Genomic DNA, 25,669 nt, shown 5'->3' with positions numbered 1-25,669 from the left:
GGGAACCAGACATGTGGAGAGGAGCCCTGACCCACGGTGAGCACCAAGCCGACGACCACAGAGCTCGACTGGACCGAACTGGACCAGCGTGCTGTCGACACCGCACGGATCCTGGCCGCCGACGCGGTCCAGAAGGTCGGTAACGGCCACCCCGGTACGGCGATGAGCCTGGCCCCCGCCGCGTACACCCTCTTCCAGAAGGTGATGCGGCACGACCCGGCGGACCCGGAGTGGGTCGGCCGCGACCGTTTCGTGCTCTCCGCGGGTCACTCCTCGCTGACCCTCTACACCCAGCTGTACCTCGGTGGGTTCGGCCTGGAACTGGACGACCTGAAGGCCTTCCGCACCTGGGGTTCGAAGACCCCGGGCCACCCGGAGTACGGCCACACCGCGGGCGTCGAGACCACCACCGGCCCGCTGGGCCAGGGCATCGCCAACGCGGTGGGCATGGCCATGGCCGCCCGCTACGAGCGCGGCCTGTTCGACCCCGAGGCCCCCGCGGGCGCCTCCCCGTTCGACCACATGATCTACGCGATCGCGGGCGACGGCTGCCTCCAGGAGGGCATCTCCCACGAGGCCTCCGCGCTGGCCGGCCACCAGAAGCTCGGCAACCTGGTGCTGCTGTGGGACGACAACCACATCTCCATCGAGGGCGACACGGAGACGGCCGTCTCCGAGGACACCCTCAAGCGCTACGAGGCGTACGGCTGGCACGTCCAGCGCGTCGCGCAGCAGGAGAACGGCGACCTCGACCCGAAGGCGCTGTTCGCCGCGCTGCAGGCCGCCAAGGCCGAGACGGAGCGCCCCTCCTTCATCGCGGCCCGCTCGATCATCGCCTGGCCGGCCCCGCACGCCCAGGGCACCGAGGCCTCGCACGGCTCGGCCCTCGGCAACGACGAGGTCGCCGCCACCAAGCGCGTCCTCGGCTTCGACCCGGAGCAGACCTTCGAGGTCTCCGACGAGGTCATCGCGCACACCCGCGCGCTGGGCGACCGCGGCCGCGAGGCCCGCGCCGCGTGGGAGAAGGAGTTCTCCGCCTGGCGCACCGCCAACGCCGAGCGCGCCGCCGAGTTCGACCGGATCAACGCCAACGAGCTGCCCGCGGGCTGGGAGGACAAGCTCCCCGTCTTCGAGGCCGGCAAGGGCGTCGCCACCCGCGCCGCCTCGGGCAAGGTCCTCGAGGCGCTCGGCGCGGTCATCCCGGAGCTGTGGGGCGGCTCGGCCGACCTGGCCGGCTCCAACAACACCACCATCGACAAGAACTCCTCGTTCCTGCCGGTGGGCAACCCGCTGCCGGAGGCCGACCCGTACGGCCGCACCATCCACTTCGGCATCCGCGAGCACGCCATGGCCGCGGCCATGAACGGCATCGCCCTGCACGGCCACACCCGCATCTACGGCGGCACCTTCCTGGTGTTCTCCGACTACATGCGCAACGCCGTGCGCCTCTCCGCGCTGATGCACGTGCCCGTCACCTACGTGTGGACGCACGACTCCATCGGCCTCGGCGAGGACGGCCCGACCCACCAGCCGGTGGAGCACGTCGCCGCGCTGCGCGCCATCCCGGGCCTGAACGTGGTCCGCCCGGCCGACGCGAACGAGACGGCCATCGCCTGGCGCGAGATCCTGCGCCGCCACACGAAGGTCTTCGGCAAGGGCGCCCCGCACGGTCTGGCCCTGACCCGCCAGGGCGTGCCGACCTACGAGCGCAACGAGGACGCCGCCAAGGGCGGGTACGTGCTCTTCGAGGCCGAAGGCGGCCCCGCGCAGGTCGTCCTCATCGGCACCGGTTCCGAGGTCCAGCTCGCCGTCGCGGCGCGCGAGGCGCTGCAGGCCGAGGGCGTCCCGGCCCGGGTCGTCTCGATGCCGTCCGTCGAGTGGTTCGAGGAGCAGTCCCAGGAGTACAAGGACAGCGTCCTGCCGCCTTCGGTCAAGGCGCGTGTCGCGGTCGAGGCCGGCATCGGCCTGACCTGGCACCGCTACGTCGGCGACGCGGGCCGGATCGTCTCGCTGGAGCACTTCGGTGCCTCGGCCGACGGCGCCGTCCTGTACCGCGAGTTCGGCCTCACCGCCGAGGCCGTGACCGCCGCCGCACGCGAGTCGCTCGCCGCCGCCGCACGCTGACTCCCGCACCCAGACCAGTAGGAGATGCAATTCCCATGACAGACGCACTGAAGCGCCTTTCCGACGAGGGCGTGGCGATCTGGCTGGACGACCTGTCCCGCAAGCGCATCACGTCCGGCAACCTGGCCGAGCTCATCGACCAGCAGCACGTGGTCGGTGTCACCACCAACCCGGCGATCTTCCAGAAGGCGATCAGCGGCGGCGAGGGGTACGAGCAGCAGCTCGCGGACCTGGCCGCCCGCAAGGTCACCGTCGAAGAGGCCATCCGCATGATCACCACGGCGGACGTCCGCGACGCCGCCGACATCCTGCGCCCGGTGTACGACGCGACCGAGGGCCAGGACGGCCGCGTCTCGATCGAGGTCGACCCGCGCCTGGCCCACAACACCGCGGCGACCATCGCCGAGGCCAAGCAGCTCGCGTGGCTGGTGGACCGCCCGAACACGCTCATCAAGATCCCGGCGACCAAGGCCGGCCTGCCGGCGATCACCGAGGTCATCGGCAAGGGCATCAGCGTCAACGTCACGCTGATCTTCTCGCTGGAGCGCTACCGCGAGGTCATGGACGCGTACCTGGCGGGCCTGGAGAAGGCGAAGGCCGCGGGCCTGGACCTCTCCAAGATCCACTCGGTCGCCTCCTTCTTCGTGTCCCGCGTGGACTCCGAGATCGACAAGCGCCTGGACGCCGTCGGCACCGACGAGACCAAGGCCCTCAAGGGCAAGGCGGCGCTCGCGAACGCCCGTCTGGCCTACGAGGCCTACGAAGAGGTGTTCGGCTCTGCCGACAAGTCCGCACAGACCACCGAGCGCTGGGCCGCCCTGGACAAGGCGCACGCCAACAAGCAGCGTCCGCTCTGGGCCTCGACCGGCGTCAAGGACCCGGCGTACAAGGACACCCTGTACGTGGTGGACCTGGTCGCCCCCGGCACCGTGAACACCATGCCCGAGGGCACCCTCGAAGCCACCGCCGACCACGGCGAGGTGTCGGGCGACACCATCCGCGGCACGTACGAGCAGGCGCGCGCCGAGCTCGCCGCGGTCGCGAAGCTGGGCATTTCGTACGACGATGTGGTGCAGCTGCTCGAGGAAGAGGGCGTCGAGAAGTTCGCGGTGTCCTGGAACGACCTGCTGAAGTCGACCGAGGCGGAGCTTGAGCGCCTCGCCCCCACGGAGGCCTGAACACTTTGTCTGTAAACGGAGCGAACCCGCTTCGTGACGCACAGGACCGGCGGCTCCCGCGCATCGCGGGGCCGTCCGGCCTGGTCATTTTCGGCGTTACGGGTGACCTGTCGCGCAAGAAGCTGATGCCTGCCGTCTACGACCTCGCCAACCGCGGCCTGCTCCCGCCGGGCTTCTCCCTGATCGGGTTCGCCCGACGCGAATGGCAGGACGAGGACTTCGCGCAGGAGGTTCACGACGCGGTCAAGCAGCACGCGCGCACGCCCTTCCGTGAAGAGGTGTGGCAGCAGCTGGTGCAGGGCTGCCGCTTCGTCCAGGGCGACTTCGACGACGACCAGGCGTTCGAGACGCTGAAGTCGACGATCGAGGAGCTGGACAAGGCGCAGGGCACCGGCGGCAACTTCGCCTTCTACCTGTCCGTCCCGCCGAAGTTCTTCCCCAAGGTCGTCGCCCAGCTCAAGAAGCACGGGCTGGCGCAGAAGGAAGGATCCTGGCGGCGCGCGGTCATCGAGAAGCCGTTCGGGCACGACCTGGCCAGTGCACAGGAGCTCAACCAGCTCGTGCACGACGTCTTCCCGCCCAACGAGGTCTTCCGGATCGACCACTACCTGGGCAAGGAGACCGTCCAGAACATCCTGGCGCTCCGCTTCGCCAACACGATGTTCGAGCCGATCTGGAACCGGTCGTACGTCGACCACGTGCAGATCACCATGGCCGAGGACATCGGCATCGGCGGCCGGGCCGGCTACTACGACGGCATCGGCGCGGCCCGCGACGTCATCCAGAACCACCTGCTCCAGCTGCTGGCGCTGACCGCGATGGAGGAGCCCGGCTCCTTCCACCCCAAGGCGCTGGTGGCCGAGAAGCTCAAGGTGCTCACCGCCGTGGAGCTGCCCGAGGACCTGGGCAAGCACACCGTGCGCGGCCAGTACTCGGCGGCGTGGCAGGGCGGCGAGAAGGTCGTCGGGTACCTCGAAGAGGACGGCATCGACCCCAAGTCGAAGACCGACACCTACGCGGCGATCCGCCTGGAGATCAACAACCGCCGCTGGGCGGGCGTCCCGTTCTACCTGCGGACGGGCAAGCGCCTGGGCCGCCGGGTGACCGAGATCGCGGTCGTCTTCAAGCGGGCCCCGTACCTGCCGTTCGAATCGGGCGCGACCGAGGAGCTGGGGCAGAACGCCCTGGTCATCCGGGTCCAGCCGGACGAGGGCGTGACGGTGCGCTTCGGCTCCAAGGTTCCGGGCACCTCCATGGAGGTCCGGGACGTGACGATGGACTTCGCCTACGGCGAGTCCTTCACGGAGTCGAGCCCCGAGGCCTACGAGCGGCTGATCCTCGACGTGCTGCTGGGTGACGCGAACCTGTTCCCGCGCCACCAGGAGGTCGAGCTGTCCTGGAACATCCTCGACCCGATCGAGCGGTACTGGGACACGCACGGCAAGCCCGCCCAGTACCCGTCGGGCACCTGGGGACCGGTCGAGGCGGACGAGATGCTCGCACGAGACGGACGGAGCTGGCGCCGGCCATGAAGATCGACCTCACGGAGACCAACTCCAGCAAGATCAACGCCTCGTTGGTGCAGGCGCGCCGGGACATCGGCACGCCGGCCATCGGGATGGTGCTCACGCTGGTGATCGTGACCGACGAGGAGAACGCGTACGACGCGCTCAAGTCGGCGAACGACGCGTCCCGCGAACACCCTTCGCGGATCGTCGTCGTCATCAAGCGGGTCAGCCGCTCGCCGCGCAGCCGCCGCGACGCCCGTCTCGACGCGGAAGTCCGCGTCGGGACGGACTCGGGCACCGGCGAAACGGTTGTCCTGCGCCTGCACGGCGAACTGGTCGACCACGCCCAGTCGGTGGTTCTCCCGCTCCTGCTCCCGGACGCGCCCGTCGTCGTCTGGTGGCCGGAGGGTGCTCCCCAGGACCTGGCGGGCGACCCCCTGGGCTCGCTCGGCCAGCGCCGGATCACGGACACCTACTCCGCCGAGGACCCGATCGAGGCGCTCGGCAGCCGGGCGGCGGCGTACGCGCCCGGGGACACGGACCTGTCCTGGACCCGGATCACCCCGTGGCGCTCCATGCTGGCGGCGGCGCTCGACCAGCAGGTCCACTCGGTGTCCTTGGCGACGGTCGAGGGCGAGGACGACAACCCGAGCTGCGAGCTGCTGGCGATGTGGCTCGCGGACCGGCTCCAGGTCCCCGTCAAGCGCACCTCCTCGGCGGGCCCCGGGCTCACCGCGGTCCGTCTGGAGACCAAGGACGGCGAGATCGTCCTGGACCGGGCGGACGGGGCGCTGGCCACGCTGTGCATGCCGGGGCAGCCCGACCGTGCGGTGGCGCTGAAGCGCCGCGACACGGCCGAGCTGCTGGCGGAGGAACTCCGCCGCCTGGACCCGGACAACACCTACGAGGCCTCGCTGAAGTTCGGCGTGGCCCGACTGGCCCCCACGGCCGGGCCGGCGCCCGCGAAGCCGGCTCCCGCCAAGGCGGAGGCCAAGGCGGACGCCCCGGCCAAGGCGGACGCCCCGGCGGCGAAGCCCGCTCCGGCGAAGCCGGCCAAGAAGGCCGCGGCGAAGTAACGGCCCCGCTGCGCGGAGCTGTCCCCCACTCGGGAACAGCCCCGCGCAGCGGCGTTCGTACCCGCACCACAAGACTCAGAACTACCGACAAGGCGGCAGCACATGGGTATGACGACTCCCCAGGTCGTCGTCCACCGGGACAAGGAGCTGATGGCCCAGGCCGCGGCCGCCCGGCTGATCACGAAGATCGTCGACGCACAGGCCGCCCGCGGCACCGCGTCGGTGGTCCTCACCGGCGGCCGCAACGGCAACGGCCTGCTCGCCGCACTGGCCGCGGCCCCGGCCCGGGACGCCGTCGACTGGTCGCGCATCGACCTGTGGTGGGGCGACGAGCGCTACGTGCCCGCCGACGACCCCGAGCGCAACCACGTCCAGGCCCGTGAGGCCCTGCTGGACTCCGTTCCGGTGGACCCCGCGCGGGTCCACGCCATGCCCGCCTCCGACGGCCCGTACGGGGCCGACGTGGACGCGGCGGCCGCCTCCTACGCGGCGGAGCTCCGGAAGGCCTCCGGCCCCGAGGACCACGGACCGGTCCCCCGCTTCGACGTCCTGATGCTGGGCGTCGGCCCGGACACGCACGTGGCCTCCCTCTTCCCCGAGCACCCGGCGTCCCGCGAGAGCGAGCGCACCGTCGTCGGCGTCCACGGCGCGCCCAAGCCCCCGCCGACCCGGATCTCGCTCACCCTCCCGGCGATCCGGGCGGCCCGCGAGGTCTGGCTGCTGGCGGCCGGCGAGGACAAGGCCGGAGCCGTGGCGATCGCCCTGGGCGGCGCGGGCGAGGTCCAGGCACCGGCGGCCGCCGCGTACGGCCGCTCCCGGACCCTGTGGCTCCTCGACCGCGCGGCCGCGGCGAAGCTCCCGCCGGCCATGTACCCCCCGGCCTCCGCCTGACCCCGTAGACGCGGAACACGACAGGGCCCGCCCTCCCCGAGGAGAGCGGGCCCTGTCGCCGTTCGCCGGGCCGGGGTCAGCGGCCCCGCAGCGAGCGGTACGTGGCCACCAGCGCGCGCGTGGACGCGTCCAGGCCCGGTACCTCCGTGCCGTCGGTCAGCGCCGGCTCGACCCGCTTGGCCAGTACCTTCCCGAGCTCCACGCCCCACTGGTCGAAGGAGTCGATGTTCCACACCGCGCCCTGGACGAACACCTTGTGCTCGTAGAGCGCGATCAGCTGGCCCAGGACCGCCGGAGTGAGCTCGGTCGCCAGGATCGTCGTCGTCGGGTGGTTGCCCGCGAAGGTCTTGTGCGGGACCAGCGGTTCGGCGACGCCCTCCGCCCGGACCTCGTCCGGCGTCTTGCCGAAGGCCAGGGCCTGCGTCTGCGCGAAGAAGTTCGCCATCAGCAGGTCGTGCTGGGCCGCCAGCGCGGGCGGCAGTTCGCCGACCGGCCGCGCGAAGCCGATGAAGTCCGCCGGGATCACCCGGGTGCCCTGGTGGATCAACTGGTAGTAGGCGTGCTGGCCGTTGGTGCCGGGCGTGCCCCACACCACCGGCCCGGTCTGCCAGTCCACCGGATTGCCCTCGCGGTCCACCGACTTGCCGTTGGACTCCATGTCCAGCTGCTGCAGGTACGCGGTGAACCGGGAGAGGTAGTGGCTGTACGGGAGCACCGCGTGCGACTGGGCGTCGAAGAAGGCGCCGTACCAGATCCCCAGCAGGCCCAGCAGCAGCGGGGCGTTCTCCTCGGCGGGCGCCGTGCGGAAGTGCTCGTCCATGGCGTGGAATCCGCCGAGCAGTTCGCGGAAGGCGTCCGGGCCGATCGCGATCATCAGCGAGAGCCCGATGGCCGAGTCGAAGGAGTAGCGTCCGCCGACCCAGTCCCAGAACTCGAACATGTTGGCCGTGTCGATGCCGAACGCGGAGACCTTCTCCTCGTTGGTGGAGAGCGCCACGAAGTGCCGTGCCACGGCCGCCTCGTCGCCGCCGACGCCCGCGAGCAGCCACTCCCGCGCCGAGGTGGCGTTGGTGATGGTCTCGATCGTCGTGAAGGTCTTCGACGCGATGACGAACAGCGTCTCGGCCGGATCGAGGTCGCGCACGGCCTCGTGCAGGTCGGCGCCGTCCACGTTGGACACGAAACGGACCGTCAGGCCCCGGTCGGAGAAGGCGCGCAGCGCTTCGTACGCCATCGCCGGGCCGAGGTCGGAGCCGCCGATGCCGACGTTGACGACGTTCTTGATGGGCTTGCCGGTGAAGCCGGTCCACTCCCCCGACCGGACCCGGTCGGCGAAGGCCGCCATCTTGTCGAGGACCGCGTGCACCGCGGGGACGACGTTCTCCCCGTCCACCTCGACGACCGCGTCGGCCGGTGCGCGCAGCGCGGTGTGCAGGACCGCCCGGTCCTCGGTCGTGTTGATCTTCTCGCCGCGGAACATGGCCTCGCGCAGCGCGGCCACGCCGGTCGCCGCGGCCAGTTCGCGCAGCAGTCTCAGCGTCTCGTCGTTCACGAGGTGCTTCGAGTAGTCGATGTGCAGGTCCCCGACCCGCAGGGTGTAGCCGGTTCCCCGGCCCGGATCCGCCTCGAACAGCTCCCGCAGATGCGTCTGCCCCAACTCGTCCCGGTGCTTGCCGAGTGCGTGCCACTCGGCCGTCCGATTGAGCCTCATACGGCCCTCCCGTCGCCCACCACCACCCTCGCTTGACGCGCTTCGCGCGGCGGCCTGGTTTGCGTTCATCTCGGACATCAACCCACTTCCTGTCCTGTCGTGCCCCGCCGGTTCCAACCTAAGGGATGGGAAGCGGCACAACCGACACAAAGCGGCCCGGCCCGCAAGAGACAAGTCTCTTGCGGGCCGGGCCGGATGGCACGTGGGTCGTTCGGTGGGAACGCGTCAGATCTCGCCGCGCAGTTTGGCGAGCGCCTCGGCGAGGATCGCCTCGCCGTCGGCGTCGGTGCGCCGCTCCCGTACGTACGCCAGGTGCGTCTTGTACGGCTCGGTGCGCGGCGGCGCGGGCGGGTTGTCCCGGTCCTGGCCGGCCGGGAACCCGCAGCGCGGGCAGTCCCAGGTGTCCGGTACCTGCGCGTCGCTGGCGAAGCTCGGCTGCGTCTCGTGCCCGTTCGAGCACCAGAAGGAGATGCGGAGGCGGGGCGCGGACTCGCCGCGCTCGGCCTCACCCATCGGCCCCGCTCCGACCCGACTACCACGGATCGCGTTGCCACTTGCCACGGTCGTAACTCCCTGCGTGATGGTGCCGCGAAGCGTGAGTGGATTCCGTCGCGGGCGCCCAAGTCTACGTAAGGCGGGACGCCCGTCCAGGAATGGAGTTACCCATTCCAGACAAGGACGCCGGACCTCATGATAGGCCGGGGGGAGCCGACCGGACTGCCGGAATGGCCAGAACGGTTCAGCCGCTCGCCTTCACGAGCAGACCGAGCACGACGATGCAGGCGAACCAGAGCAGTCCGACCACCACGGTGATGCGGTCGAGGTTGCGCTCCGCGACCGAGGAGCCGCCGACCGACGACTGCATACCGCCGCCGAACATGTCGGAAAGACCGCCGCCCTTGCCCTTGTGCATCAGCACGAGCAGCATCAGCAGGGCGCTGAAGACGACCAAGGCGATCTCGAACCCCATAATCACGGCTGATTCCTACTTTCCTGGCTTACTGGCTTTCCGGCGTTCCCGCAGTGCCGATTACGAGCACGGGGGCCGGCAGCTGGTTCAGCCTGCTCGGCCCCCGCAAGGGTACGACGGATCCGCCCTACCGCATACTCACGATGAACGTCACTGGTCGCGGAACCGGACGATCTTCACGAACTCGTCCGCGTCCAGCGCCGCGCCGCCGATCAGGGCGCCGTCGACGTCGGGCTGGGCCATGATCGCGGCGATGTTGCCGGACTTGACCGAGCCGCCGTACTGGATGCGGACCTTGTCGGCCAGCTCCTGCGAGTACAGCTCCGCGAGGCGCACGCGGATGGCACCGCAGACCTCCTGCGCGTCCTCGGGGGTGGCGACCTCGCCGGTCCCGATCGCCCAGACGGGCTCGTACGCGATCACGATGGACTCGACCTGCTCGGCCGGGACGTCCTTGAGGCCGCCGTCGAGCTGCTTCAGCGTGTACTCGACCTGCTGGCCGGCCTTGCGGATGTCCAGGCCCTCGCCGACGCACAGGATCGGGGTGATCCCGTGCTTGTAGGCGGCCTTGACCTTGGCGTTGCAGATCTCGTCGCTCTCGCCGTGGTACTGGCGGCGCTCGCTGTGGCCGACGGCCACGAAGGCGCACTTCAGCTTCGAGAGCATCGGGCCGGAGATCTCGCCGGTGTAGGCGCCCGAGTCGTGGGCCGAGATGTCCTGGGCGCCGTACTTGATCTTCAGCTTGTCGCCGTCGACCAGGGTCTGGACCGAACGGAGGTCGACGAAGGGCGGCAGGACCGCGACCTCGACGAAGTCGTAGTCCTTGTCGGCCAGGGCGAAGGCGAGCTTCTGGACGTGGGCGATGGCCTCGAGGTGATTGAGGTTCATCTTCCAGTTGCCCGCCATGAGCGGGGTACGGCCGGCGGTGTTCTCAGACATTAAGGGTCAGACCTCCAGTGCGGCGAGGCCGGGGAGCGTCTTGCCCTCGAGGTACTCGAGGGAGGCGCCGCCACCGGTCGAAATGTGGCCGAAAGCGTTCTCGTCGAAGCCGAGCGTGCGCACGGCGGCGGCCGAGTCGCCACCGCCGACGACGGTGAAGGCGTTGCTGTCGACGAGGGCCTGCGCGATGGCGCTGGTGCCGCCGGCGTAGTCGGGGTGCTCGAAGACGCCCACGGGGCCGTTCCAGAAGACGGTCTCGGCGTCGGCGATCTTAGAGGCGTACAGCTCGCGGGTCCTGGGACCGATGTCCAGACCCTCCTGGTCGGCGGGGATCTTGTCCGCGTCGACGGTGATGAAGTCCGCCGGAGCCTTGGTCTTCAGGTCCGGGAAGTCCTTGGAGGCGAGGATGTCGACCGGGAGGACCAGCTCGACACCGTTCTTCTCGGCGCGCTCCATGTACTCCTTGACGACGTCCACCTGGTCCTTCTGGAGCAGGGAGATGCCGACCTCGTAGCCCTTGGCGTAGAGGAAGGTGTACGCCATGCCGCCGCCGATGAGGAGGCGGTCGGCCTTGCCGAGCAGCTCGTCGATGACGGCGAGCTTGTCGGAGACCTTGGCGCCGCCGAGGATGACCACGTACGGGCGCTTGACCTCGGCGGTCAGCTTCTTCAGGACGCCGACCTCGGTGGCGATGAGGTAGCCGGCCGCGTGCGGGAGGCGCGCGGGGAGGTCGAAGACCGAGGCGTGCTTGCGGTGGACAGCGCCGAAGCCGTCGCCGACGTAGACGTCGGCCAGCTCGGCGAGCTGGTCCGCGAAGGCGCCGCGCTCGGCGTCGTCCTTGGCGGTCTCACCGGCGTTGAAGCGCAGGTTCTCGATGACGGCGACCTGGCCGTCGGCGAGGGCCGCGACGGTCTCCTTGGCGGAGGTGCCGACGGTGTCGGTGGCGAACGCGACGTCCGTACCGAGCAGCTCGCCGAGGCGGGCGGCGGCGGGCGCCAGCGAGAAGGCCGGGTCCGGGGCGCCCTTGGGGCGGCCCAGGTGCGAGGCCACGATCACGCGGGCGCCGGCCTCGGCGAGCTTCGCGATGGTGGGCTGCACGGCGCGGATGCGGCCGTCATCGGTGATCTCACCGTTCGAGAGGGGCACGTTGAGGTCGGCGCGTACGAAGACACGCTTGCCGGAAACGCCCTCGGCGAGAAGTTCGTCGATCGTCTTCATGCTGTTTTCTACTCCTTTTCCCAGCCCAGGACTTTACCCGTGCGGGACGAGAGGGGTACGAGACAAGCAACAGGGCCCGTACAGCGCTTCATCGCGCTGCCCGAGCCCCGGTGCTCACATCGTGGTGCCTGCCTTGGTGCTTAGAGCTGACCGCCGACGAACACGGTCAGGTCGACGAGGCGGTTGGAGTAGCCCCACTCGTTGTCGTACCAGCCGATGACCTTGACGCTCTTGCCCTGGACCATGGTCAGGGAGGAGTCGAAGGTGCAGGAGTACGGCCAGTTCACGATGTCGGAAGAGACGATCGCGTCCTCGGTGTAGTCCAGGATGCCCTTCAGCTGGCCCTGAGAGGCCTTCTGGAAGGCCGAGTTGACCTCGTCCTTGGTGACTTCGCGCTCGAGCTCGATGACGAGGTCGGTCACGGAACCGGTGGGGACCGGGACGCGCATCGCGATGCCGTCGAGCTTGCCCGCCAGCTCCGGGATGACCAGCGCGGTGGCCTTGGCGGCACCGGTGGTGGTCGGGATGATGTTCTCGGCGGCCGCGCGCGCCCGGCGCAGGTCCGAGTGCGGGAAGTCCAGGATGCGCTGGTCGTTCGTGTACGCGTGGACCGTCGTCATCATGCCCTTGACGATGCCGAAGTTCTCCAGGAGGACCTTGGCCATCGGCGCCACGCAGTTGGTGGTGCAGGAGGCGTTGGAGATGACGTGGTGGTTGGCCGCGTCGTACTTCTCCTGGTTGACGCCCATCACGATCGTGATGTCCTCGTCCTTGGCCGGAGCCGAGATGAGGACCTTCTTCGCGCCGGCCGCGATGTGCTTGGCGGCGTCGGCCTTCTTGGTGAAGATGCCGGTCGACTCGATGACGATGTCGGCGCCCAGCTCGCCCCAGGGGAGGTTCGCGGGGTCGCGCTCGGCAAAGGTCTTGAAGGTGTTGCCACCGACGGTGATGGTGTCGTCGGTGTGGCTGACCTCGGCCTTGAGACGGCCCAGGATCGTGTCGTACTTGAGGAGGTGAACCAGGGTTGCGTTGTCAGTCAGGTCGTTGACACCGACGATCTCGATGTCCGCTCCCTGCTCCAGGAGCGCCCGGAAGTAGTTGCGGCCAATTCGGCCAAAACCATTGATGCCTACGCGGATCGTCACGAACCGATCTCCTCGTTGGTGCGCCGGCCTGTCCGCCAGCGAGCTGTATGGGATGTCCCCGACCGCTTACGACACTACCTCTCCGTGAGCTTCGGAGTGACATCGGCCATCCTGTGACACGCCCCGAAGCCCCGCACTACAGGACGAGTACGGGACCTCGGGGACTTTGTGCCCGGTCACTCACGGTGAGCGCGGTCAGGGCCTCTGATCAGTGGTTCAGCGAGCGGAGCGCCTTACCGACGAGTACGGCGCGGTCCGCCGCGGCCGGCACGTGTTCGAGGCCGAAGCCCAAGAGCACGGTGTCACGCGTAGTGACCGAGGCGTAGGACTTGAACAGCTCGCCCGACCGGGACCAATCGCCCGGAACATCGGGGCTTCCGGCAGGTGCGCCCTGGGCGGTCCAGACGCCGAACGAGGACTCGAAGCCCTCGGCCGCCTGGTCGGCGCCGCCGATCGAGACGCGGGCCTCGTCCGCGAAGACCCCGCGGCCGCCCGAGCCCGGGTCAGTGATGTAGGCGAGGGAGACCTCTACGGTCTTGCCCGCGTACGCGCTCAGGTCGAAGGAGACCTGCTTCCAGCCGCCGGAGGAAGCGGTGAAGGAGTTCCAGGTGCCGCTGGTCCCCTGCGGGGCGCAGCCGCCCGCGTCGAGCGTGAGGTAGCGGCGCAGGAACGGGTGGCCGTTGATGAAGAACCCGGCCCCGCACTCCTCCGGAACGGTGGTGGTGGTCAGGCCGCCCAGGTCGGGCAGCGTGGTCCAGTCGTCGCCGCCCGCGGTACGGGACTCCAGGACCGCGTGGTCGTAGCCCTCCTCGGTGTTCCAGTTGAGCGCCATCTTGAGCTTCGGCTGGTCGGCCGCGGTGACCCCGGTGAGGTCGATGGTGCGGGTGAGGCGCTTCCAGTCGTCGTCTGCGTGCGTGGCCGAGGCCATCGAGGCGCCGGCGTAAGGGGCGTACGGGTTCACGACTCCGGCGTACTGGCCCGCCTGCGCGCTCTTGAACTGCGGGAACTGCGCCGCGGGCAGGGTGTCGGAGGTGACCGTGTAGGAGCCCGGGCGGTCGAGCGGGTTGCCCGTGGCGTCACCGAGGGCGCCCTTGGCTCCGCTCAGGGAGCCCGCGCCGGTGAAGCCGGTGGGGCCGGTGACCCCCGCGCGGCCGTAGGCGCCGAGGAAGTACTGGCTGAAGTCGTTGGTCACGGCGCGGCCGACCTGGGCGTTGCCGCCCGCCAGCTCCCCGGCCTCGATCAGCTTGCCGCCCTCGTTGAGGAAGTCGCGTACCGCCAGCTGGGTGTCGCCGCCCGGGGACTTGGCCCCGGTGTAGTGGACGGCCGTACGGAAGTGGGAGAGGGCTCCGAGGTGGTGCGGGGCGCCCTGGACGGCCACGTCCCAGACCGCCGCGCTCTTGCCGTTGGCCTTCAGGGCCTCCACGTACTCCTGCGCGTGCTGCGCCGGGGCGCCCTCCTCGGCGATCACCAGCACGTCGGCGCGGGGCCGTGCGGCCACCGTGTACGTGAAGTGCTCGCTGGAGACCTGCTTGCCGCGGTCGCGGCCGGTGAACCAGACCTCGACCTTGTCGCCGGGCCTGGCGCCCTCGACCTCGGCGCGGTACTCGTCGAACCAGTTGTTGTCCTCGCCGCCGTAGGTCTCGCCGCCCTTCCAGGCCTCGAGGTCCTCGTCGTGGGTACGGCCCCCGTTGATCCGGTAGTTGAGCTCCTTGTCCTTCAGCGCCTTGCGGGCCGTGACGGCGACCTCCTGGTCCTCGCCCCGGGCCGCGTAGGAGGTGGTGAAGGGGTCCAGGGTGAAGTCCGCGGCGGTCAGGCCCAGGGAGGACTTCGGCTGGTCCGGGCGCTCGGCGCTCTCGGCCACGGAGAGCGCGAAGGAGATGTTCTTGGCGAACTCGGCCTGGATGAGCTTCTCGTCGTCCGGGAAGTTGAAGCCGGAGGCGCAGTCCTCGGGCTTCCACTGGTCGGCCGGGTCGATCGCGGAGGCCGTCTGGCAGGTGGTCATCTCCGGCGTGAACATCATCATGCCGTTGGCGTTGGCGGCATGGCCGTCGGCCTCGCCGTTGGTGGTGTAGAGCTCGGAGGAGACCTGCGGGTAGTAGCCGGGGACCGCCGGGTTCTCCGGGGTGCCGGCGAGCGCCTCGTAGGCGACGTCGTCGGGGGTGGGGGTGGCCACCTGCCAGCCCACGCCGTACAGGATCAGTTCGGCCGCGGAGTGGTAGTTGATGCCGTAGTCGAAGCCGATGCGCTTCTGGAACCCGTCGAGGGCGACGGTCTCGGGCTCCGAGGAGGCCTTGGCGCCGCGGTAGGTCTCGCTCGACGGGTTGGGCGAGGAGCCCTCGTTGTCGTAGCCCCACTTGTAGGTGAAGTTGCGGTTGAGGTCGACGCCGTCGCCCGTGGTGATCTTGCCGTCGGCGTTGTTGTCGCGCAGGTTCTTGCGCCACAGCCGCTGGCCGTCGGGGGCGAAGGTGTAGTCGTAGCCGTCGGGGTTGGCGGAGAGCAGGAACCACAGCTCGGTGGAGTCCACCAGCTTGGTGATCCGCGGGTCCTTGCCGTAGCTGTCGAGCGTGTGGTGCATCAGCCGCCGGGTCATCTCGGGGGTGATCCACTCACGGGCGTGCTGGTTCGACATGAAGAGCGTGGAGGGCTTGGCGCCGTCCCTGGTCTTCTTGGCGTTCTTGGACACCTTCAGGGCGAGGATGTCCTTGCCCTGGACGGTCTTGCCGATGGAGACGACCTTGGTGAGGCCCGGGTTCTCCTGGGCGGTGCGCAGGATCTCCTCCTGGAGTCCGCCCTTGCCGCTGTACGGGCGGAAGACCCCGTCGCCGGCCGCCTGCGTGCGCGCCGCGGCCTTGGCCGCGACCTTGCGTTCGGCGAGCTTGATCCCCTGGGCCGACAGGTCCTTGGCCTGACCGCCGGTGAGGAAGAGCTCGACCTTGGCGGTCCCGGTCTCCGGGGCGCGTTCGGAGAGCTCGTGCGCGTCCTGGCCGGCCGCCAGGACCAGCGGGACCTGCTCCTTGGTGATGTCGGCGTCGTAGACCCGCACCTCGTCGGCGGCGGACGTGTCCGCCGCGCCGGGCTGGGGCTGGGCCGCCGCGGGTAGTGCGGCCAGTGTGGTGCCGAAGACGAATGCGCTTGCGGCGAGGATCGATCTCGCGCGGTGCCTCATGTGCCCCCCTGGGCGTCGTCTGCCACGAAAGCTCCCGTCTGCCACGAAAGCTTCGGACGACAGGCTCACGACCGGCACATGCTCATGTCAATGGGGCATACCGGAAAGGGGCCCGCACGAGTGATCGCGCGAGCCCCTTTCGGAGGCGTTCTTTCCGCCCGGGCTTCCTGCTCAGCCAACCATGTTGTCGGCCAGCTCCTCGCTGTCGCTGAGGTCGAGGTTCGACTCGGTGCCCGGGATCCCGAGGTCCTGGGCCCGCTTGTCGGCCATCGCCAGCAGGCGGCGGATCCGGCCCGCGACCGCGTCCTTGGTCAGCGGCGGGTCGGCGAGCGCGCCCAGCTCCTCCAGGGAGGCCTGCTTGTGCTCCATGCGCAGCCGGCCGGCCGCGGCGAGGTGCTCGGGGACCTCCTCGGCGAGGATCTCCAGGGCGCGCTGGACCCGCGCTCCGGCGGCCACCGCGGCCCGCGCCGAGCGGCGCAGGTTGGCGTCGTCGAAGTTGGCCAGGCGGTTGGCGGTGGCGCGCACCTCGCGCCGCATCCGCCGCTCCTCCCAGGCCAGCACGGAGTCGTGGGCGCCGAGCCGGGTCAGCAGGGCGCCGATGGCGTCCCCGTCCCGTACGACGACCCGGTCCACGCCGCGGACCTCACGGGCCTTCGCGGCGATGGAGAGCCGGCGGGCCGCGCCGACCAGGGCCAGGGCGGCTTCCGGACCGGGGCAGGTGACCTCCAGGGAGGAGGAGCGCCCCGGCTCGGTCAGCGAGCCGTGGGCCAGGAAGGCCCCGCGCCAGGCCGCCTCGGCGTCACAGGTGGCCCCGGAGACCACCTGCGGGGGGAGACCCCGGATCGGACGGCCGCGGCCGTCCACGAGGCCGGTCTGGCGGGCGAGCTGGTCGCCGCCGGCGACCACGCGGACCACGTACCGGTTGCCCCGGCGCAAGCCGCCCGGAGCCATGATCACGAGATCCGAGGAGTGCCCGAAGATCTCCAGAATGTCCTTGCGCAGGCGGCGGGCCGCGATCCCCGCGTCCAGTTCCGCCTCGATGACGATCCGGCCGCTCACCAGGTGCAGCCCGCCCGCAAACCGAAGGATCGCCGAGACCTCCGCCTTCCTGCAGCAGGTGCGGGTGACAGGCAGGCGGGCGATCTCATCCTTCACCGCGGGCGTCATCGCCATGGGCCGATCCTTCCATGCATCCGAAAAATACGGTCGTACGCGGCGGCCAGCAGCTCCGGATCATGCTTCGGAGAGCCGTCCAGCCGGGCGACCGGCGCCAGCTCGACCGCGGCGCCGAACCGTTTTGCGGCATCGGCGAGGGACTCGCGATCGGGCACGGCAGCCAGATCGGCCAGCACCACGTCCAGGGCGAGTTTAGGGGCGTGTCGGGCCAAAACCTCCAAATGACGCTGCGGAGAGAAGCCCTCTGTTTCGCCGGGTTGTGGTGCGAGGTTCAGCGAGAGCACCCTGCGGGCCTTCGTCTCGACCAGCGCGTCGAGCAGTTCGGGCACCAGCAGGTGCGGGATCACCGAGGAGAACCAGGACCCCGGACCGAGCACGACCCAGTCCGCGTCGAGCACCGCCGCGACCGCTTCCGGCACCGCCGGCGGGTCGCTCGGCACCACCTGGACGGAGAGCACCTCGCCGGGGGTCAGCGCCACGGTGGCCTGCCCCCGCACGGTGTCCACGTCCTCGGGGCGGGCCGGATCGTGGCCCTTGACCAGGGCCTGGAGCTCCAGCGGGACCGCCGACATCGGCAGCACCCGGCCCTGGGCGCCGAGCAGCTTCCCGACGAGGTCCAGGGCCTGGACGGGGTCGCCGAGCTGTTCCCACAGGGCGACGATCAGCAGATTGCCGACCGCGTGCTCGTGCAGGTCGCCCTGGGACTGGAAGCGGTGCTGGATGACCCGCGCCCAGGTCTGGCCCCAGTCGTCGTCGCCGCACAGCGCGGCCAGCGCCTTGCGCAGGTCCCCGGGCGGCAGGACGCCGAGCTCCTCGCGCAGCCTGCCGCTGGAGCCGCCGTCGTCCGCGACGGTGACCACGGCGGTCAGCTCGCCCGTGATCCGGCGCAGGGCGGTCAGCGAGGCCGAGAGGCCCATGCCGCCGCCCAGCGCCACGACCTTGGGCGCCGCCACCTCGGAGGCCTCGCCCCGGCGCAGGCCCGTACGGCCCGCGCCGTCCTCACCCTTGCCGGTGGTGAGGCGGCGCAGGCGGCGGAGCCGCATGGTACGTCCGGTCACTCGCGCCCCATGTCCCTGTGGACGACGACGGTCTCGACTCCTTCGGAGGCGAGGCGGGCGGCGAGCTTCTCCGACATCGCGACGCTGCGGTGCTTGCCGCCGGTGCAGCCGACCGCGATCGTCACGTACCGCTTGCCCTCGCGGCGGTAGCCGGTGGCGATGAGCTGGAGCAGCTCGGTGTAGCGGTCGAGGAACTCCTTGGCGCCGGGCTGGCTGAAGACGTAGCCCGACACCTCCTCGTTCAGACCGGTGAAGGGGCGCAGCTCCGGGACCCAGTGCGGGTTGGGGATGAAGCGGCAGTCGACGACGAGGTCGGCGTCGACGGGGAGCCCGTACTTGTAGCCGAAGGACATGACGGTGGCCCGCAGCTCGGGCTCCTCGTCCCCGGCGAACTGGGCGTCCATCTTGGCGCGCAGCTCGTGCACGTTCAGGCTGGAGGTGTCGATGACGAGGTCGGCGTCCCCGCGCAGCTCGCGCAGCAGGTCGCGCTCGGCGGCGATGCCGTCGACGATGCGGCCGTCGCCCTGGAGCGGGTGCGGGCGGCGGACCGACTCGAAGCGGCGGACGAGGGCGTCGTCCGAGGACTCCAGGAAGACGATCCGCCGGGTGACCCCGCGGGTCTCCAGGTCGGCGAGGGATTCGCGCAGCGCGTCGAAGAACTGGCGGCCGCGGACGTCGACGACGACGGCGATGCGCGCCACGTTGCCCTGCGAGCGGGCGCCGAGTTCCACCATGGTGGTGATCAGCGCGGGCGGGAGGTTGTCGACGACGAACCAGCCGAGGTCCTCCAGGCACTTGGCCGCCGTACTGCGGCCGGCCCCGGACATACCGGAGATGATCACCAGCTCGGGGATGGCCGCCTCGGCGGTATCTCCGGGCTCCACTGTCGTGCCCGTACTCACCTGTGCTCCGTCTCGGTCGTACTCGGATGCGATGTCTGCGGTGTCTGCGGTGCCACTTCCGGAATCCTGCTCGGATCCTCGGTCACGGCGGGTCTCGTGCTCGGTCATTGCTCGGTCCCCCGATCGGATGCTGCTCCCGCGGACGCGGGGGTCTCATCCTCAATGATCTCCCCGGTCGCCGTATTGACGGCGGGACCGGCGGGAACCGCCTGGGCGAGGGCCACGGCCACGGTCTCGGCCGTCTTGCGGCCTATGCCCGGGACCTCGCAGATCTGGTCGATTGTCGCCTGTCTCAGCTTTTTCACCGAACCGAAGTGTTTGATCAGGGCCAGCCTGCGGCTCTCGCCGAGCCCGGGGACCTCGTCGAGGGGGCCGGCCTTCAGGCGCTTGCCCCGCTTGCCCCGCTGGTACTGGATGGCGAACCGGTGGGCTTCGTCACGGACCCGCTGGAGCAGGTACAGGCCCTCGCTGCTGCGGGGCAGCACCACCGGGTCGTCCTCCCCGGGCAGCCAGACCTCCTCCAGGCGCTTGGCGAGGCCGCACACGGCGACGTCGTCGATCCCCAGCTCCTCCAGGGCCCGCTTGGCAGCGGCCACCTGGGGCTGCCCGCCGTCGACCACGACGAGCTGCGGCGGGTACGCGAAGCGCCTGGGGCGTCCGTCGTCCTCGGGCGCGTCCTGGTCGACTTCCCCGCCCGCGGCGGCCCCGGGGGAACCCGGCGACCCAGGGGACTCGGGCGACCACTCCCCCGTCTTCAGCTTCTCCTGGAGGTAGCGGCGGAAGCGCCGGGAGACCACCTCGTGCATGGAGCGGACGTCGTCCTGGCCCTCGAAGGACTTGATCTGGAAGCGCCGGTACTCGCCCTTGCGCGCGAGCCCGTCCTCGAAGACGACCATGGAGGCCACGACGTCGTCGCCCTGCAGGTGGGAGATGTCGAAGCACTCGATGCGCAGCGGCGCGCCGTCCAGCTCCAGGGCCTCGGCGATCTCCTCCAGGGCCCGCGAGCGGGTGGTGAGGTCGGCGGCGCGCTTGGTCTTGTGCAGGGCGAGGGACTGCTGGGCGTTGCGGTGGACGGTCTCCATCAGCGCCTTCTTGTCCCCGCGCTGCGGGATGCGCAGGCTGACCTGAGAACCGCGCCGCTCGGCGAGCCACTGGCTCAGGGCCGGGGTGTCCTCGGGGAGCGCCGGGACCAGTACCTCCTTGGGGACGGCCTCGCCCTTCTCCTCCCCGTACAGCTGCTGGAGGGCGTGCTCGACGAGTCCGGCGGTGTCCACGGCCTCGACCTTGTCGGTGACCCAGCCGCGCTGGCCTCGGACCCGGCCGCCACGGACGTGGAAGATCTGCACGGCCGCTTCGAGCTCGTCCTCGGCGACCGCGAACAGGTCGGCGTCGGTGGCGTCGGCGAGCACGACCGCGTTCTTCTCCATGGCCCGGCGCAGGGCCCCTATGTCGTCGCGCAGCCGGGCGGCCTTCTCGTACTCCATCTCCTCGGCGGCCTCGTGCATCTGCTGTTCGAGGCGGGTGAGGTAGGTGCCGGTGCGGCCGGCCATGAAGTCGCAGAAGTCCTCGGCGAGTTCGCGGTGCTCCTCGGGGGTGACCCGGCCGACGCAGGGCGCGGAGCACTTGCCGATGTAACCGAGCAGGCAGGGGCGGCCGATCTGGGCGGACCGCTTGAACACACCGGCGGAGCAGGTGCGGACGGGGAAGACCCGGAGCATCAGGTCGACGGTCTCGCGGATGGCCCAGGCGTGCCCGTACGGGCCGAAGTAGCGCACGCCCTTCTTCTTGGGTCCGCGCATGACCTGGACCCGCGGGTAGTCCTCGTTCATGGTGACGGCGAGCGAGGGGTAGCTCTTGTCGTCGCGGTACTTGACGTTGAACCGGGGGTCGAACTCCTTGATCCAGGAGTATTCGAGCTGGAGCGCCTCGACCTCGGTGGAGACCACGGTCCACTCGACGGAGGCGGCCGTGGTCACCATGGTGGCGGTGCGCGGGTGCAGTCCGGCGAGGTCCTGGAAGTAGCTGGCCAGCCGCTGGCGCAGGCTCTTGGCCTTCCCTACGTAGATCACCCGGCGGTGCTCGTCGCGGAATTTGTAGACCCCCGGGGAGTCGGGGACCTGTCCCGGCTCGGGGCGGTAGCTGGAAGGGTCGGCCATGCCAACCACCCTACTGTCGCCCGCCGACAACCTCAGCCCCGCGGGGTCCCGGCGCACGGCAGGGTCCGGCCGCCCGGCAGGCGGCCGGGCGGCCGGACCCCCGGGTGGCTACGCCCGCACCACCCGCTGCCGCCGGGCGCGCCGCGCGGCCACGGCGCCGGCCGCGCCCAGCGCCAGAGCCAGGGCTCCGGCGGCCATCGGGAGCCCGGCGGAGTCGGGCCCGGACGTGGCGGAGGCCGCGGTGGTTTCCGTGGCTGCCGTGGCTTCCGTGGCCTCCGTGGCTGCCGTGGCTTCCGTGGGGGCGAAGCCACCGGCCTTGCCGGCCTTGCCGTAGGCGGACCCCGGCAGCTTGTCCCCGTAGGCCTTGACGACCCGGGTCCGGTAGGCGGCCAGGCTCGTGCCCTGCGCGCCGACGGCCGTGCCCGCGTCCTCGTCCAGGGGCAGCACCCGGTCGCCGCCGGCCACGTACCAGGCGTCGATCTGCGGTTCGCGGAACACGGTCCCGCCGGGGAGTTTCGCCGCGCCGAGCCGTGCGTAGCGGAACTCGTCGTCGCCGGTGGCGATGTTCACCACCTGCCAGCCCGCTTCGGTCTTCGCGGTCCACAGGGCGGCCTGCTGTCCGTCCGAGGAGACGGCCTTGCTGGCGAGGAACTCCAGCCGGGCCACGCTCGCGCCCGCCTTCCCGGCGACGAACTCCGGGGAGAGGTAGTGCACGGGAACGCTCTCGCCCTCGATGCGGGGCCGCGCGGCCGCGAGCGAGACCTTGCCCTCGCGGGCGAAGAAGCGGGACAGGGTGGCGAGGGTGTCGGGGGCCGCCGCCGTCCGCCCGGCGGCGGCCAGGTTCTCGGCGGTGGCGGCCTGGGGCTGCGGTACGGGCGCCGCGGACGCCTGGGCGGGGGCCAGGGCCATTACGGCGGTCGCGGCGACGGCCGCGGCGGCGAGACGGGCCTTCATGAGGTCACGAAGGGGCACGAGATCACGGGGATTCATGAGGTCACGCCCCGATCCGGTAGAGCGAGTGGGTCCAGGAGAAGGTGCCGTTGTCCACGTACCAGGCGTGGGAGGCCCAGTTGTAGCGGTCGCTGGAGGGCCACGGGTCTCCCCAGTACACCCAGCTGTTCGCGGTGTCGTAGCCGTAGATCACGTGCATGTGGCCGCCGCCGTTGGACCACTGGATGCGGGTCTCGATCGGGCGGTTGGCATTGATCTCGGTCTGGACGGTGGAGTACTGGAGCCAGCCGTTCACGTAGGAGCCGGAGTTGATGCCGGCCCAGCGCAGGCCTGTCTGCACATTGCCGAGGGTGGCCTGGTTGTTGGGGCAGTCGTAGCCCTGCTGGCGGTTGAAGGCCGCGTTGCAGAACTGGTTCTGGCTGTAGCTGCGGCCGAACCAGGTGGCGATGGTGTTGCCGCCGGCGGCCCAGCACCAGTTGGTCTTCTGCTGGGCCTGCATGGTGATGTTCAGCCGCTTGGACGCCAGGGCCGTGCTCCCGGCGGGTGCGGTGGTGGCGGCGGTGGTGGCGGTGGTGGTGGCGGTGGCGGTGGTGGTGCCCGTACCGGCGGCGGCATCGGCGGCGGTGGCGGCAGCGGTGGGCAAGGCGAGGAGCAGGGCGGTGACGAAGGCGGCGAGGGAAAGCCGCCGGTTGCGGTGGCGCATCGCGTTCCTCCCGTTGTGGGGAGCGGGGATGGAGGAGCGCGTCCGGACGCTGTGGAGGAGCATCGGGGTGTTGTCGGGAACAGGTCAACACGCTTCAATACGGCGTGACATCGCGGTGTGAACGGTGGGGCCAGAGTGTGAACGTCCGCCCTCACCCCACCCGGACCCACCTGGACCCACCGGGGCCGCGGGCGCCGCCCGCCGGACCGCCCGCACCCCGTCGCGTGAACGTTCACAGGAGGAGCCGCCATGCGGTCGAGCGCGAACGGCGCCTTCCCGGACAGTGCCCCCGCGGACGGCGCCGCCGCGGACGGTGCCCGCGCGGACGGCGCCCGGGAGCTGCCGCGCCTGCTGCGCGAAGGCCCCTTCCACCTCGCGCTGCGCGCCGCCCTCGCCGCCCGCGGTCTGCCCCTGCACCGGGTGCAGCACCGGCTCGCCGCCCGTGGCATCAAGCTCGGGGTGACGAGCCTCAGTTACTGGCAGCAGGGCGCCCGGCGGCCGGGCCGCCCCGAGTCGCTGAAGGCCGTACGGGCCCTGGAACAGATCCTGGAACTGCCCGAGGGGGCCCTGCTGCGGCTGCTGGCCGCGCCGGATGCCGCCACGCCCGGGACGGCCCGGCCGCCCGCGCGTTCGTACCGGGCCCTGTTCAGCGTGGGCGCGACCGTGGAGGGGCTGCTGGCCGGCATGGAACTGCCCGCGGACGGCGGCCTGCACACCGTCGGCCATCACGAGCGGGTGTGGATCGGACCCGCCGGGGAAATGCTCGGCCGCGAATCGCAGCACGTCGTACGGGCCCACCGCGACGGGGTCGACCGGTACGTCGCCGTGCACCACGGCGACCCGGGCTGCGATCCGCGGCGGATCCGGGTACGGGCCGTCGAGAACTGCCGGACCGGGCGGATCCGCCGCCACCCCGAAGCCGAGCTGGTCGTCGCCGAGCTGCTCTTCGACGCCCGGCTGCGCGCCGGGGACACCTACGTCTTCGGCTACGGCTTCGAGGACGGCACCGCCGGCCGCAGCACCGAGTACGTGCGCGGCTTCAGCTACACGGGCGGGCAGTACGTGCTCCAGGTCCGCTTCGACGAGGCCGCGCTGCCGGTGCGCTGCCGCCGCTTCACGCGCAGCGGGGCGGACGCGCCGCGCGGGCGGCTCGTGGACCTGAACCCGAGCGGACCGTACCGGGCCGTGCACCTGGTGGAGCAGGGGGTGCGGCGCGGGATCCTGGGGATCGGGTGGGACTGGGAGTGAGCGCCCGGTGCGGCGCTCCCGCCCGTCAGCCCGCGACGAGGTTGCCGCCCTCGACCTTCACCGGGACCTCCGGCAGCGGCTCGGTGGCCGGGCCGCGCAGCACCTTGCCCGTGGTCACGTCGAAGCGGCTGCCGTGGCAGGGGCAGTTGCCCTCGCCCTCGACAATCTTGTCCAGGACGCAGCCGGCGTGGGTGCACTGGGCGCTGAAGGCCTTGTACTGGCCCGCCTCCGCGCAGCTGACAACGAGCTTCTTCTCCCGGAACAGCTTCGCGCCGCCGACCGGGACCTCGGCCGCCGCACCCAGCTCGACGGGCTGGGCGGGGACCGCCGGGGAGCCGGAGCCGCTGTTGGTCTCGGTGGAGCAGGCGGTGAGCGCCGCACCGCCGCCGACGGCTCCGACGATCGCGGCGGCGCCCTTGAGGACGGTACGGCGGGCGGCGGACTGCGAGGCGGACATGCGGTGCTCCTGGGGTAGGGCGGGGTGAGGGCCGGGTGAGGGCGGCGCGACGGTGCGGCCGGCCGGGATCGTACCGGCCGGGCCCCGGCGGGCCCACCCGACGATACCCGCGCCCGATGGGGTAGCTTCCCCGCGTGATCGTCGTCGGTGGAGAAGCCCTGATCGACCTGGTGCCCGTCGAACGGCCGCCGGGCGCCCTGCTGCCGCGGCCGGGCGGCGGACCGTACAACACCGCGCTCGCGCTGGGCCGGCTCGGCGCACCGGTCGCCTTCTGCTCCCGGATCTCGACGGACGGCTTCGGCGCCTCGCTGCTCGACGGGCTGCGCGCGGCCGGGGTGGACCTCTCGCTGGTCCAGCGCGGACCGGAGCCGACCACGCTGGCGGTGCCCTCGCTGGCACCGGACGGCTCGGCGGCGTACGGGTTCTACGTCGAGGGCACGGCCGACCGGCTGTTCCGGCTGCCGCCCGCGCTCCCCGAGGGCGTACGGGCCCTGGCCCTCGGCACCTGTTCGCTGGTGCTGGAGCCCGGGGCGAGCGCCTACGAGACCCTGCTGCGCCGGGAGGCCGGGCGCGGGCTGCTGACCCTGCTCGACCCCAACATCCGCCCGGCGCTGATCGCCGACCCGGCGGCCTACCGGGCCCGCTTCCTGTCCTGGCTGCCGCACGTCGGCGTGCTGAAGCTGTCGGAGGAGGACGCGGCGTGGCTGGGCGGCCGGGCCGGTGACTGGCTGGCGGCGGGCTCGTCGGCGGTGGTGCTCACCCGGGGTGCGGACGGCCTGACGGTGTGGACGCGGGAGGGGGCGGAGCACTCGGTACCGGCCCGCCGGGTCTCGGTGGTCGACACCATCGGCGCGGGCGACACCGTGAACGCGGCCCTGCTGCACCGGCTCGCGGGCGACGCGGGGGGCCCGGGGGGCCTGGGCCCGGGCCCGGTGGACTGGCCCGGGGTGCTGTCCTACGCCGCCGCGGCGGCCGCGCTGACCTGCACCCGGGCGGGCGCGGAGCCTCCGTACGCCGCCGAGCTCAGCGCGGGGCGGCCCATACCGTAGCGGCGACGGCGGGCAGGGGGCCGTGCTCTCGGACGTCGCGGAC

At 71.2% G+C, this 25,669-nt stretch carries 21 protein-coding genes; 7 read left to right on the top strand and 14 right to left on the bottom strand.

The window, feature by feature from the left end; translation table 11 throughout:
- Positions 1–36: 36 nt before the first annotated feature.
- From tkt to pgl, 5 genes are all read left to right on the top strand, one after another.
- Positions 37–2,124, top strand: a complete 2,088-nt coding sequence (gene tkt, locus ACIQV3_RS05265; protein WP_403709924.1) for a transketolase — start codon at positions 37–39, stop codon at positions 2,122–2,124.
- Positions 2,125–2,159: 35 nt separating this feature from the next.
- On the top strand, positions 2,160–3,302 hold the full coding sequence (tal, locus tag ACIQV3_RS05260; protein ID WP_403709922.1) for a transaldolase: 1,143 nt from the start codon (positions 2,160–2,162) through the stop codon (positions 3,300–3,302).
- Between the two features lie 5 nt (positions 3,303–3,307).
- Positions 3,308–4,834, top strand: a complete 1,527-nt coding sequence (gene zwf, locus ACIQV3_RS05255; RefSeq protein WP_403709920.1) for a glucose-6-phosphate dehydrogenase — start codon at positions 3,308–3,310, stop codon at positions 4,832–4,834.
- Positions 4,831–5,886, top strand: a complete 1,056-nt coding sequence (gene opcA, locus ACIQV3_RS05250) for a glucose-6-phosphate dehydrogenase assembly protein OpcA (protein ID WP_403709918.1) — start codon at positions 4,831–4,833, stop codon at positions 5,884–5,886. Before zwf ends, opcA begins: the two co-directional genes overlap by 4 nt.
- Positions 5,887–5,994: 108 nt before the next feature.
- Positions 5,995–6,777 (top strand): 6-phosphogluconolactonase, encoded by a 783-nt coding sequence (pgl, locus tag ACIQV3_RS05245; protein WP_403710156.1) that lies wholly within the window; start codon positions 5,995–5,997, stop codon positions 6,775–6,777.
- A gap of 76 nt (positions 6,778–6,853) precedes the next feature.
- Here pgl and pgi read toward each other — a convergent pair whose 3' ends face one another.
- From pgi to ACIQV3_RS05180, 13 genes are all read right to left on the bottom strand, one after another.
- Entirely contained in the window at positions 6,854–8,488 is a 1,635-nt protein-coding gene (pgi, locus tag ACIQV3_RS05240; RefSeq protein ID WP_403709916.1) for a glucose-6-phosphate isomerase, read from the bottom strand.
- A gap of 225 nt (positions 8,489–8,713) precedes the next feature.
- On the bottom strand, positions 8,714–9,049 hold the full coding sequence (locus ACIQV3_RS05235) for an RNA polymerase-binding protein RbpA (RefSeq protein WP_007263454.1): 336 nt from the start codon (positions 9,047–9,049) through the stop codon (positions 8,714–8,716).
- A gap of 178 nt (positions 9,050–9,227) precedes the next feature.
- Entirely contained in the window at positions 9,228–9,464 is a 237-nt protein-coding gene (secG, locus tag ACIQV3_RS05230) for a preprotein translocase subunit SecG (protein ID WP_403709914.1), read from the bottom strand.
- 144 nt (positions 9,465–9,608) lie between these two features.
- Entirely contained in the window at positions 9,609–10,397 is a 789-nt protein-coding gene (gene tpiA / locus ACIQV3_RS05225; RefSeq protein ID WP_403709912.1) for a triose-phosphate isomerase, read from the bottom strand.
- Positions 10,398–10,403: 6 nt separating this feature from the next.
- Positions 10,404–11,615: a phosphoglycerate kinase gene (locus ACIQV3_RS05220; RefSeq protein ID WP_403709910.1), complete on the bottom strand. Its 1,212-nt coding sequence runs from the start codon at positions 11,613–11,615 to the stop codon at positions 10,404–10,406.
- A gap of 140 nt (positions 11,616–11,755) precedes the next feature.
- A complete protein-coding gene (gene gap, locus ACIQV3_RS05215) occupies positions 11,756–12,760 on the bottom strand; it encodes a type I glyceraldehyde-3-phosphate dehydrogenase (protein ID WP_243338363.1) in 1,005 nt (334 codons plus the stop codon).
- Positions 12,761–12,968: 208 nt separating this feature from the next.
- Positions 12,969–15,926 (bottom strand): M14 family zinc carboxypeptidase, encoded by a 2,958-nt coding sequence (locus ACIQV3_RS05210; protein ID WP_403709908.1) that lies wholly within the window; start codon positions 15,924–15,926, stop codon positions 12,969–12,971.
- Positions 15,927–16,097: 171 nt separating this feature from the next.
- Positions 16,098–17,099, bottom strand: coding sequence for a DNA-binding protein WhiA (gene whiA, locus ACIQV3_RS05205; RefSeq protein WP_403709906.1), 1,002 nt, complete (start codon positions 17,097–17,099; stop codon positions 16,098–16,100).
- A complete protein-coding gene (gene yvcK, locus ACIQV3_RS05200; protein ID WP_403709904.1) occupies positions 17,090–18,160 on the bottom strand; it encodes a uridine diphosphate-N-acetylglucosamine-binding protein YvcK in 1,071 nt (356 codons plus the stop codon). Before yvcK ends, whiA begins: the two co-directional genes overlap by 10 nt.
- On the bottom strand, positions 18,157–19,170 hold the full coding sequence (gene rapZ / locus ACIQV3_RS05195) for an RNase adapter RapZ (protein ID WP_403709902.1): 1,014 nt from the start codon (positions 19,168–19,170) through the stop codon (positions 18,157–18,159). Before rapZ ends, yvcK begins: the two co-directional genes overlap by 4 nt.
- Positions 19,167–21,218 carry an excinuclease ABC subunit UvrC gene (gene uvrC, locus ACIQV3_RS05190; RefSeq protein WP_403709900.1) on the bottom strand — a complete coding sequence of 684 codons (2,052 nt, stop codon included), beginning with the start codon at positions 21,216–21,218 and terminating at the stop codon, positions 19,167–19,169. Before uvrC ends, rapZ begins: the two co-directional genes overlap by 4 nt.
- 108 nt (positions 21,219–21,326) lie before the next feature.
- Positions 21,327–22,172, bottom strand: coding sequence for a hypothetical protein (locus tag ACIQV3_RS05185; protein WP_403709898.1), 846 nt, complete (start codon positions 22,170–22,172; stop codon positions 21,327–21,329).
- A gap of 40 nt (positions 22,173–22,212) precedes the next feature.
- Positions 22,213–22,872, bottom strand: coding sequence for a papain-like cysteine protease family protein (locus tag ACIQV3_RS05180; protein ID WP_403709896.1), 660 nt, complete (start codon positions 22,870–22,872; stop codon positions 22,213–22,215).
- A 249-nt stretch (positions 22,873–23,121) separates the two neighbouring features.
- Here ACIQV3_RS05180 and ACIQV3_RS05175 point away from each other — a divergent pair, with 249 nt between their 5' ends.
- The gene (locus ACIQV3_RS05175) at positions 23,122–24,120 is read left to right on the top strand and encodes a hypothetical protein (protein WP_403709894.1); all 999 of its coding nucleotides are present in this window, start codon (positions 23,122–23,124) and stop codon (positions 24,118–24,120) included.
- Between the two features lie 25 nt (positions 24,121–24,145).
- Here the strand turns inward: ACIQV3_RS05175 and ACIQV3_RS05170 are convergent, their stop codons facing one another.
- Positions 24,146–24,577 carry a Rieske 2Fe-2S domain-containing protein gene (locus ACIQV3_RS05170; protein ID WP_403709892.1) on the bottom strand — a complete coding sequence of 144 codons (432 nt, stop codon included), beginning with the start codon at positions 24,575–24,577 and terminating at the stop codon, positions 24,146–24,148.
- 134 nt (positions 24,578–24,711) lie between these two features.
- Between ACIQV3_RS05170 and ACIQV3_RS05165 the strand changes: the two genes are divergently transcribed.
- Positions 24,712–25,626: a carbohydrate kinase gene (locus ACIQV3_RS05165; protein WP_403709890.1), complete on the top strand. Its 915-nt coding sequence runs from the start codon at positions 24,712–24,714 to the stop codon at positions 25,624–25,626.
- Positions 25,627–25,669 lie beyond the last annotated feature (43 nt).

It is taken from the genome of Streptomyces sp. NPDC099050, assembly GCF_044759865.1.
Taxonomy (GTDB): Bacteria; Actinomycetota; Actinomycetes; order Streptomycetales; family Streptomycetaceae; genus Streptomyces.
This window is presented reverse-complemented; position numbering and strand designations above follow the sequence as displayed.

What these genes read in the sequence shown, in the direction of transcription:
- ACIQV3_RS05210 (WP_403709908.1), bottom strand. Translation starts at nt 15,926, where the DNA reads ATGAGGCACCGCGCGAGATCGATCCTCGCCGCAAGCGCATTCGTCTTC.
- pgl (WP_403710156.1), top strand. Translation starts at nt 5,995, where the DNA reads ATGACGACTCCCCAGGTCGTCGTCCACCGGGACAAGGAGCTGATGGCC.
- ACIQV3_RS05185 (WP_403709898.1), bottom strand. Translation starts at nt 22,172, where the DNA reads ATGAAGGCCCGTCTCGCCGCCGCGGCCGTCGCCGCGACCGCCGTAATG.
- whiA (WP_403709906.1), bottom strand. Translation starts at nt 17,099, where the DNA reads ATGGCGATGACGCCCGCGGTGAAGGATGAGATCGCCCGCCTGCCTGTC.
- pgi (WP_403709916.1), bottom strand. Translation starts at nt 8,488, where the DNA reads ATGAGGCTCAATCGGACGGCCGAGTGGCACGCACTCGGCAAGCACCGG.
- uvrC (WP_403709900.1), bottom strand. Translation starts at nt 21,218, where the DNA reads ATGGCCGACCCTTCCAGCTACCGCCCCGAGCCGGGACAGGTCCCCGAC.
- tal (WP_403709922.1), top strand. Translation starts at nt 2,160, where the DNA reads ATGACAGACGCACTGAAGCGCCTTTCCGACGAGGGCGTGGCGATCTGG.
- ACIQV3_RS05175 (WP_403709894.1), top strand. Translation starts at nt 23,122, where the DNA reads ATGCGGTCGAGCGCGAACGGCGCCTTCCCGGACAGTGCCCCCGCGGAC.
- tpiA (WP_403709912.1), bottom strand. Translation starts at nt 10,397, where the DNA reads ATGTCTGAGAACACCGCCGGCCGTACCCCGCTCATGGCGGGCAACTGG.
- rapZ (WP_403709902.1), bottom strand. Translation starts at nt 19,170, where the DNA reads ATGACCGAGCACGAGACCCGCCGTGACCGAGGATCCGAGCAGGATTCC.
- ACIQV3_RS05220 (WP_403709910.1), bottom strand. Translation starts at nt 11,615, where the DNA reads ATGAAGACGATCGACGAACTTCTCGCCGAGGGCGTTTCCGGCAAGCGT.
- opcA (WP_403709918.1), top strand. Translation starts at nt 4,831, where the DNA reads ATGAAGATCGACCTCACGGAGACCAACTCCAGCAAGATCAACGCCTCG.
- ACIQV3_RS05170 (WP_403709892.1), bottom strand. Translation starts at nt 24,577, where the DNA reads ATGTCCGCCTCGCAGTCCGCCGCCCGCCGTACCGTCCTCAAGGGCGCC.
- ACIQV3_RS05180 (WP_403709896.1), bottom strand. Translation starts at nt 22,872, where the DNA reads ATGCGCCACCGCAACCGGCGGCTTTCCCTCGCCGCCTTCGTCACCGCC.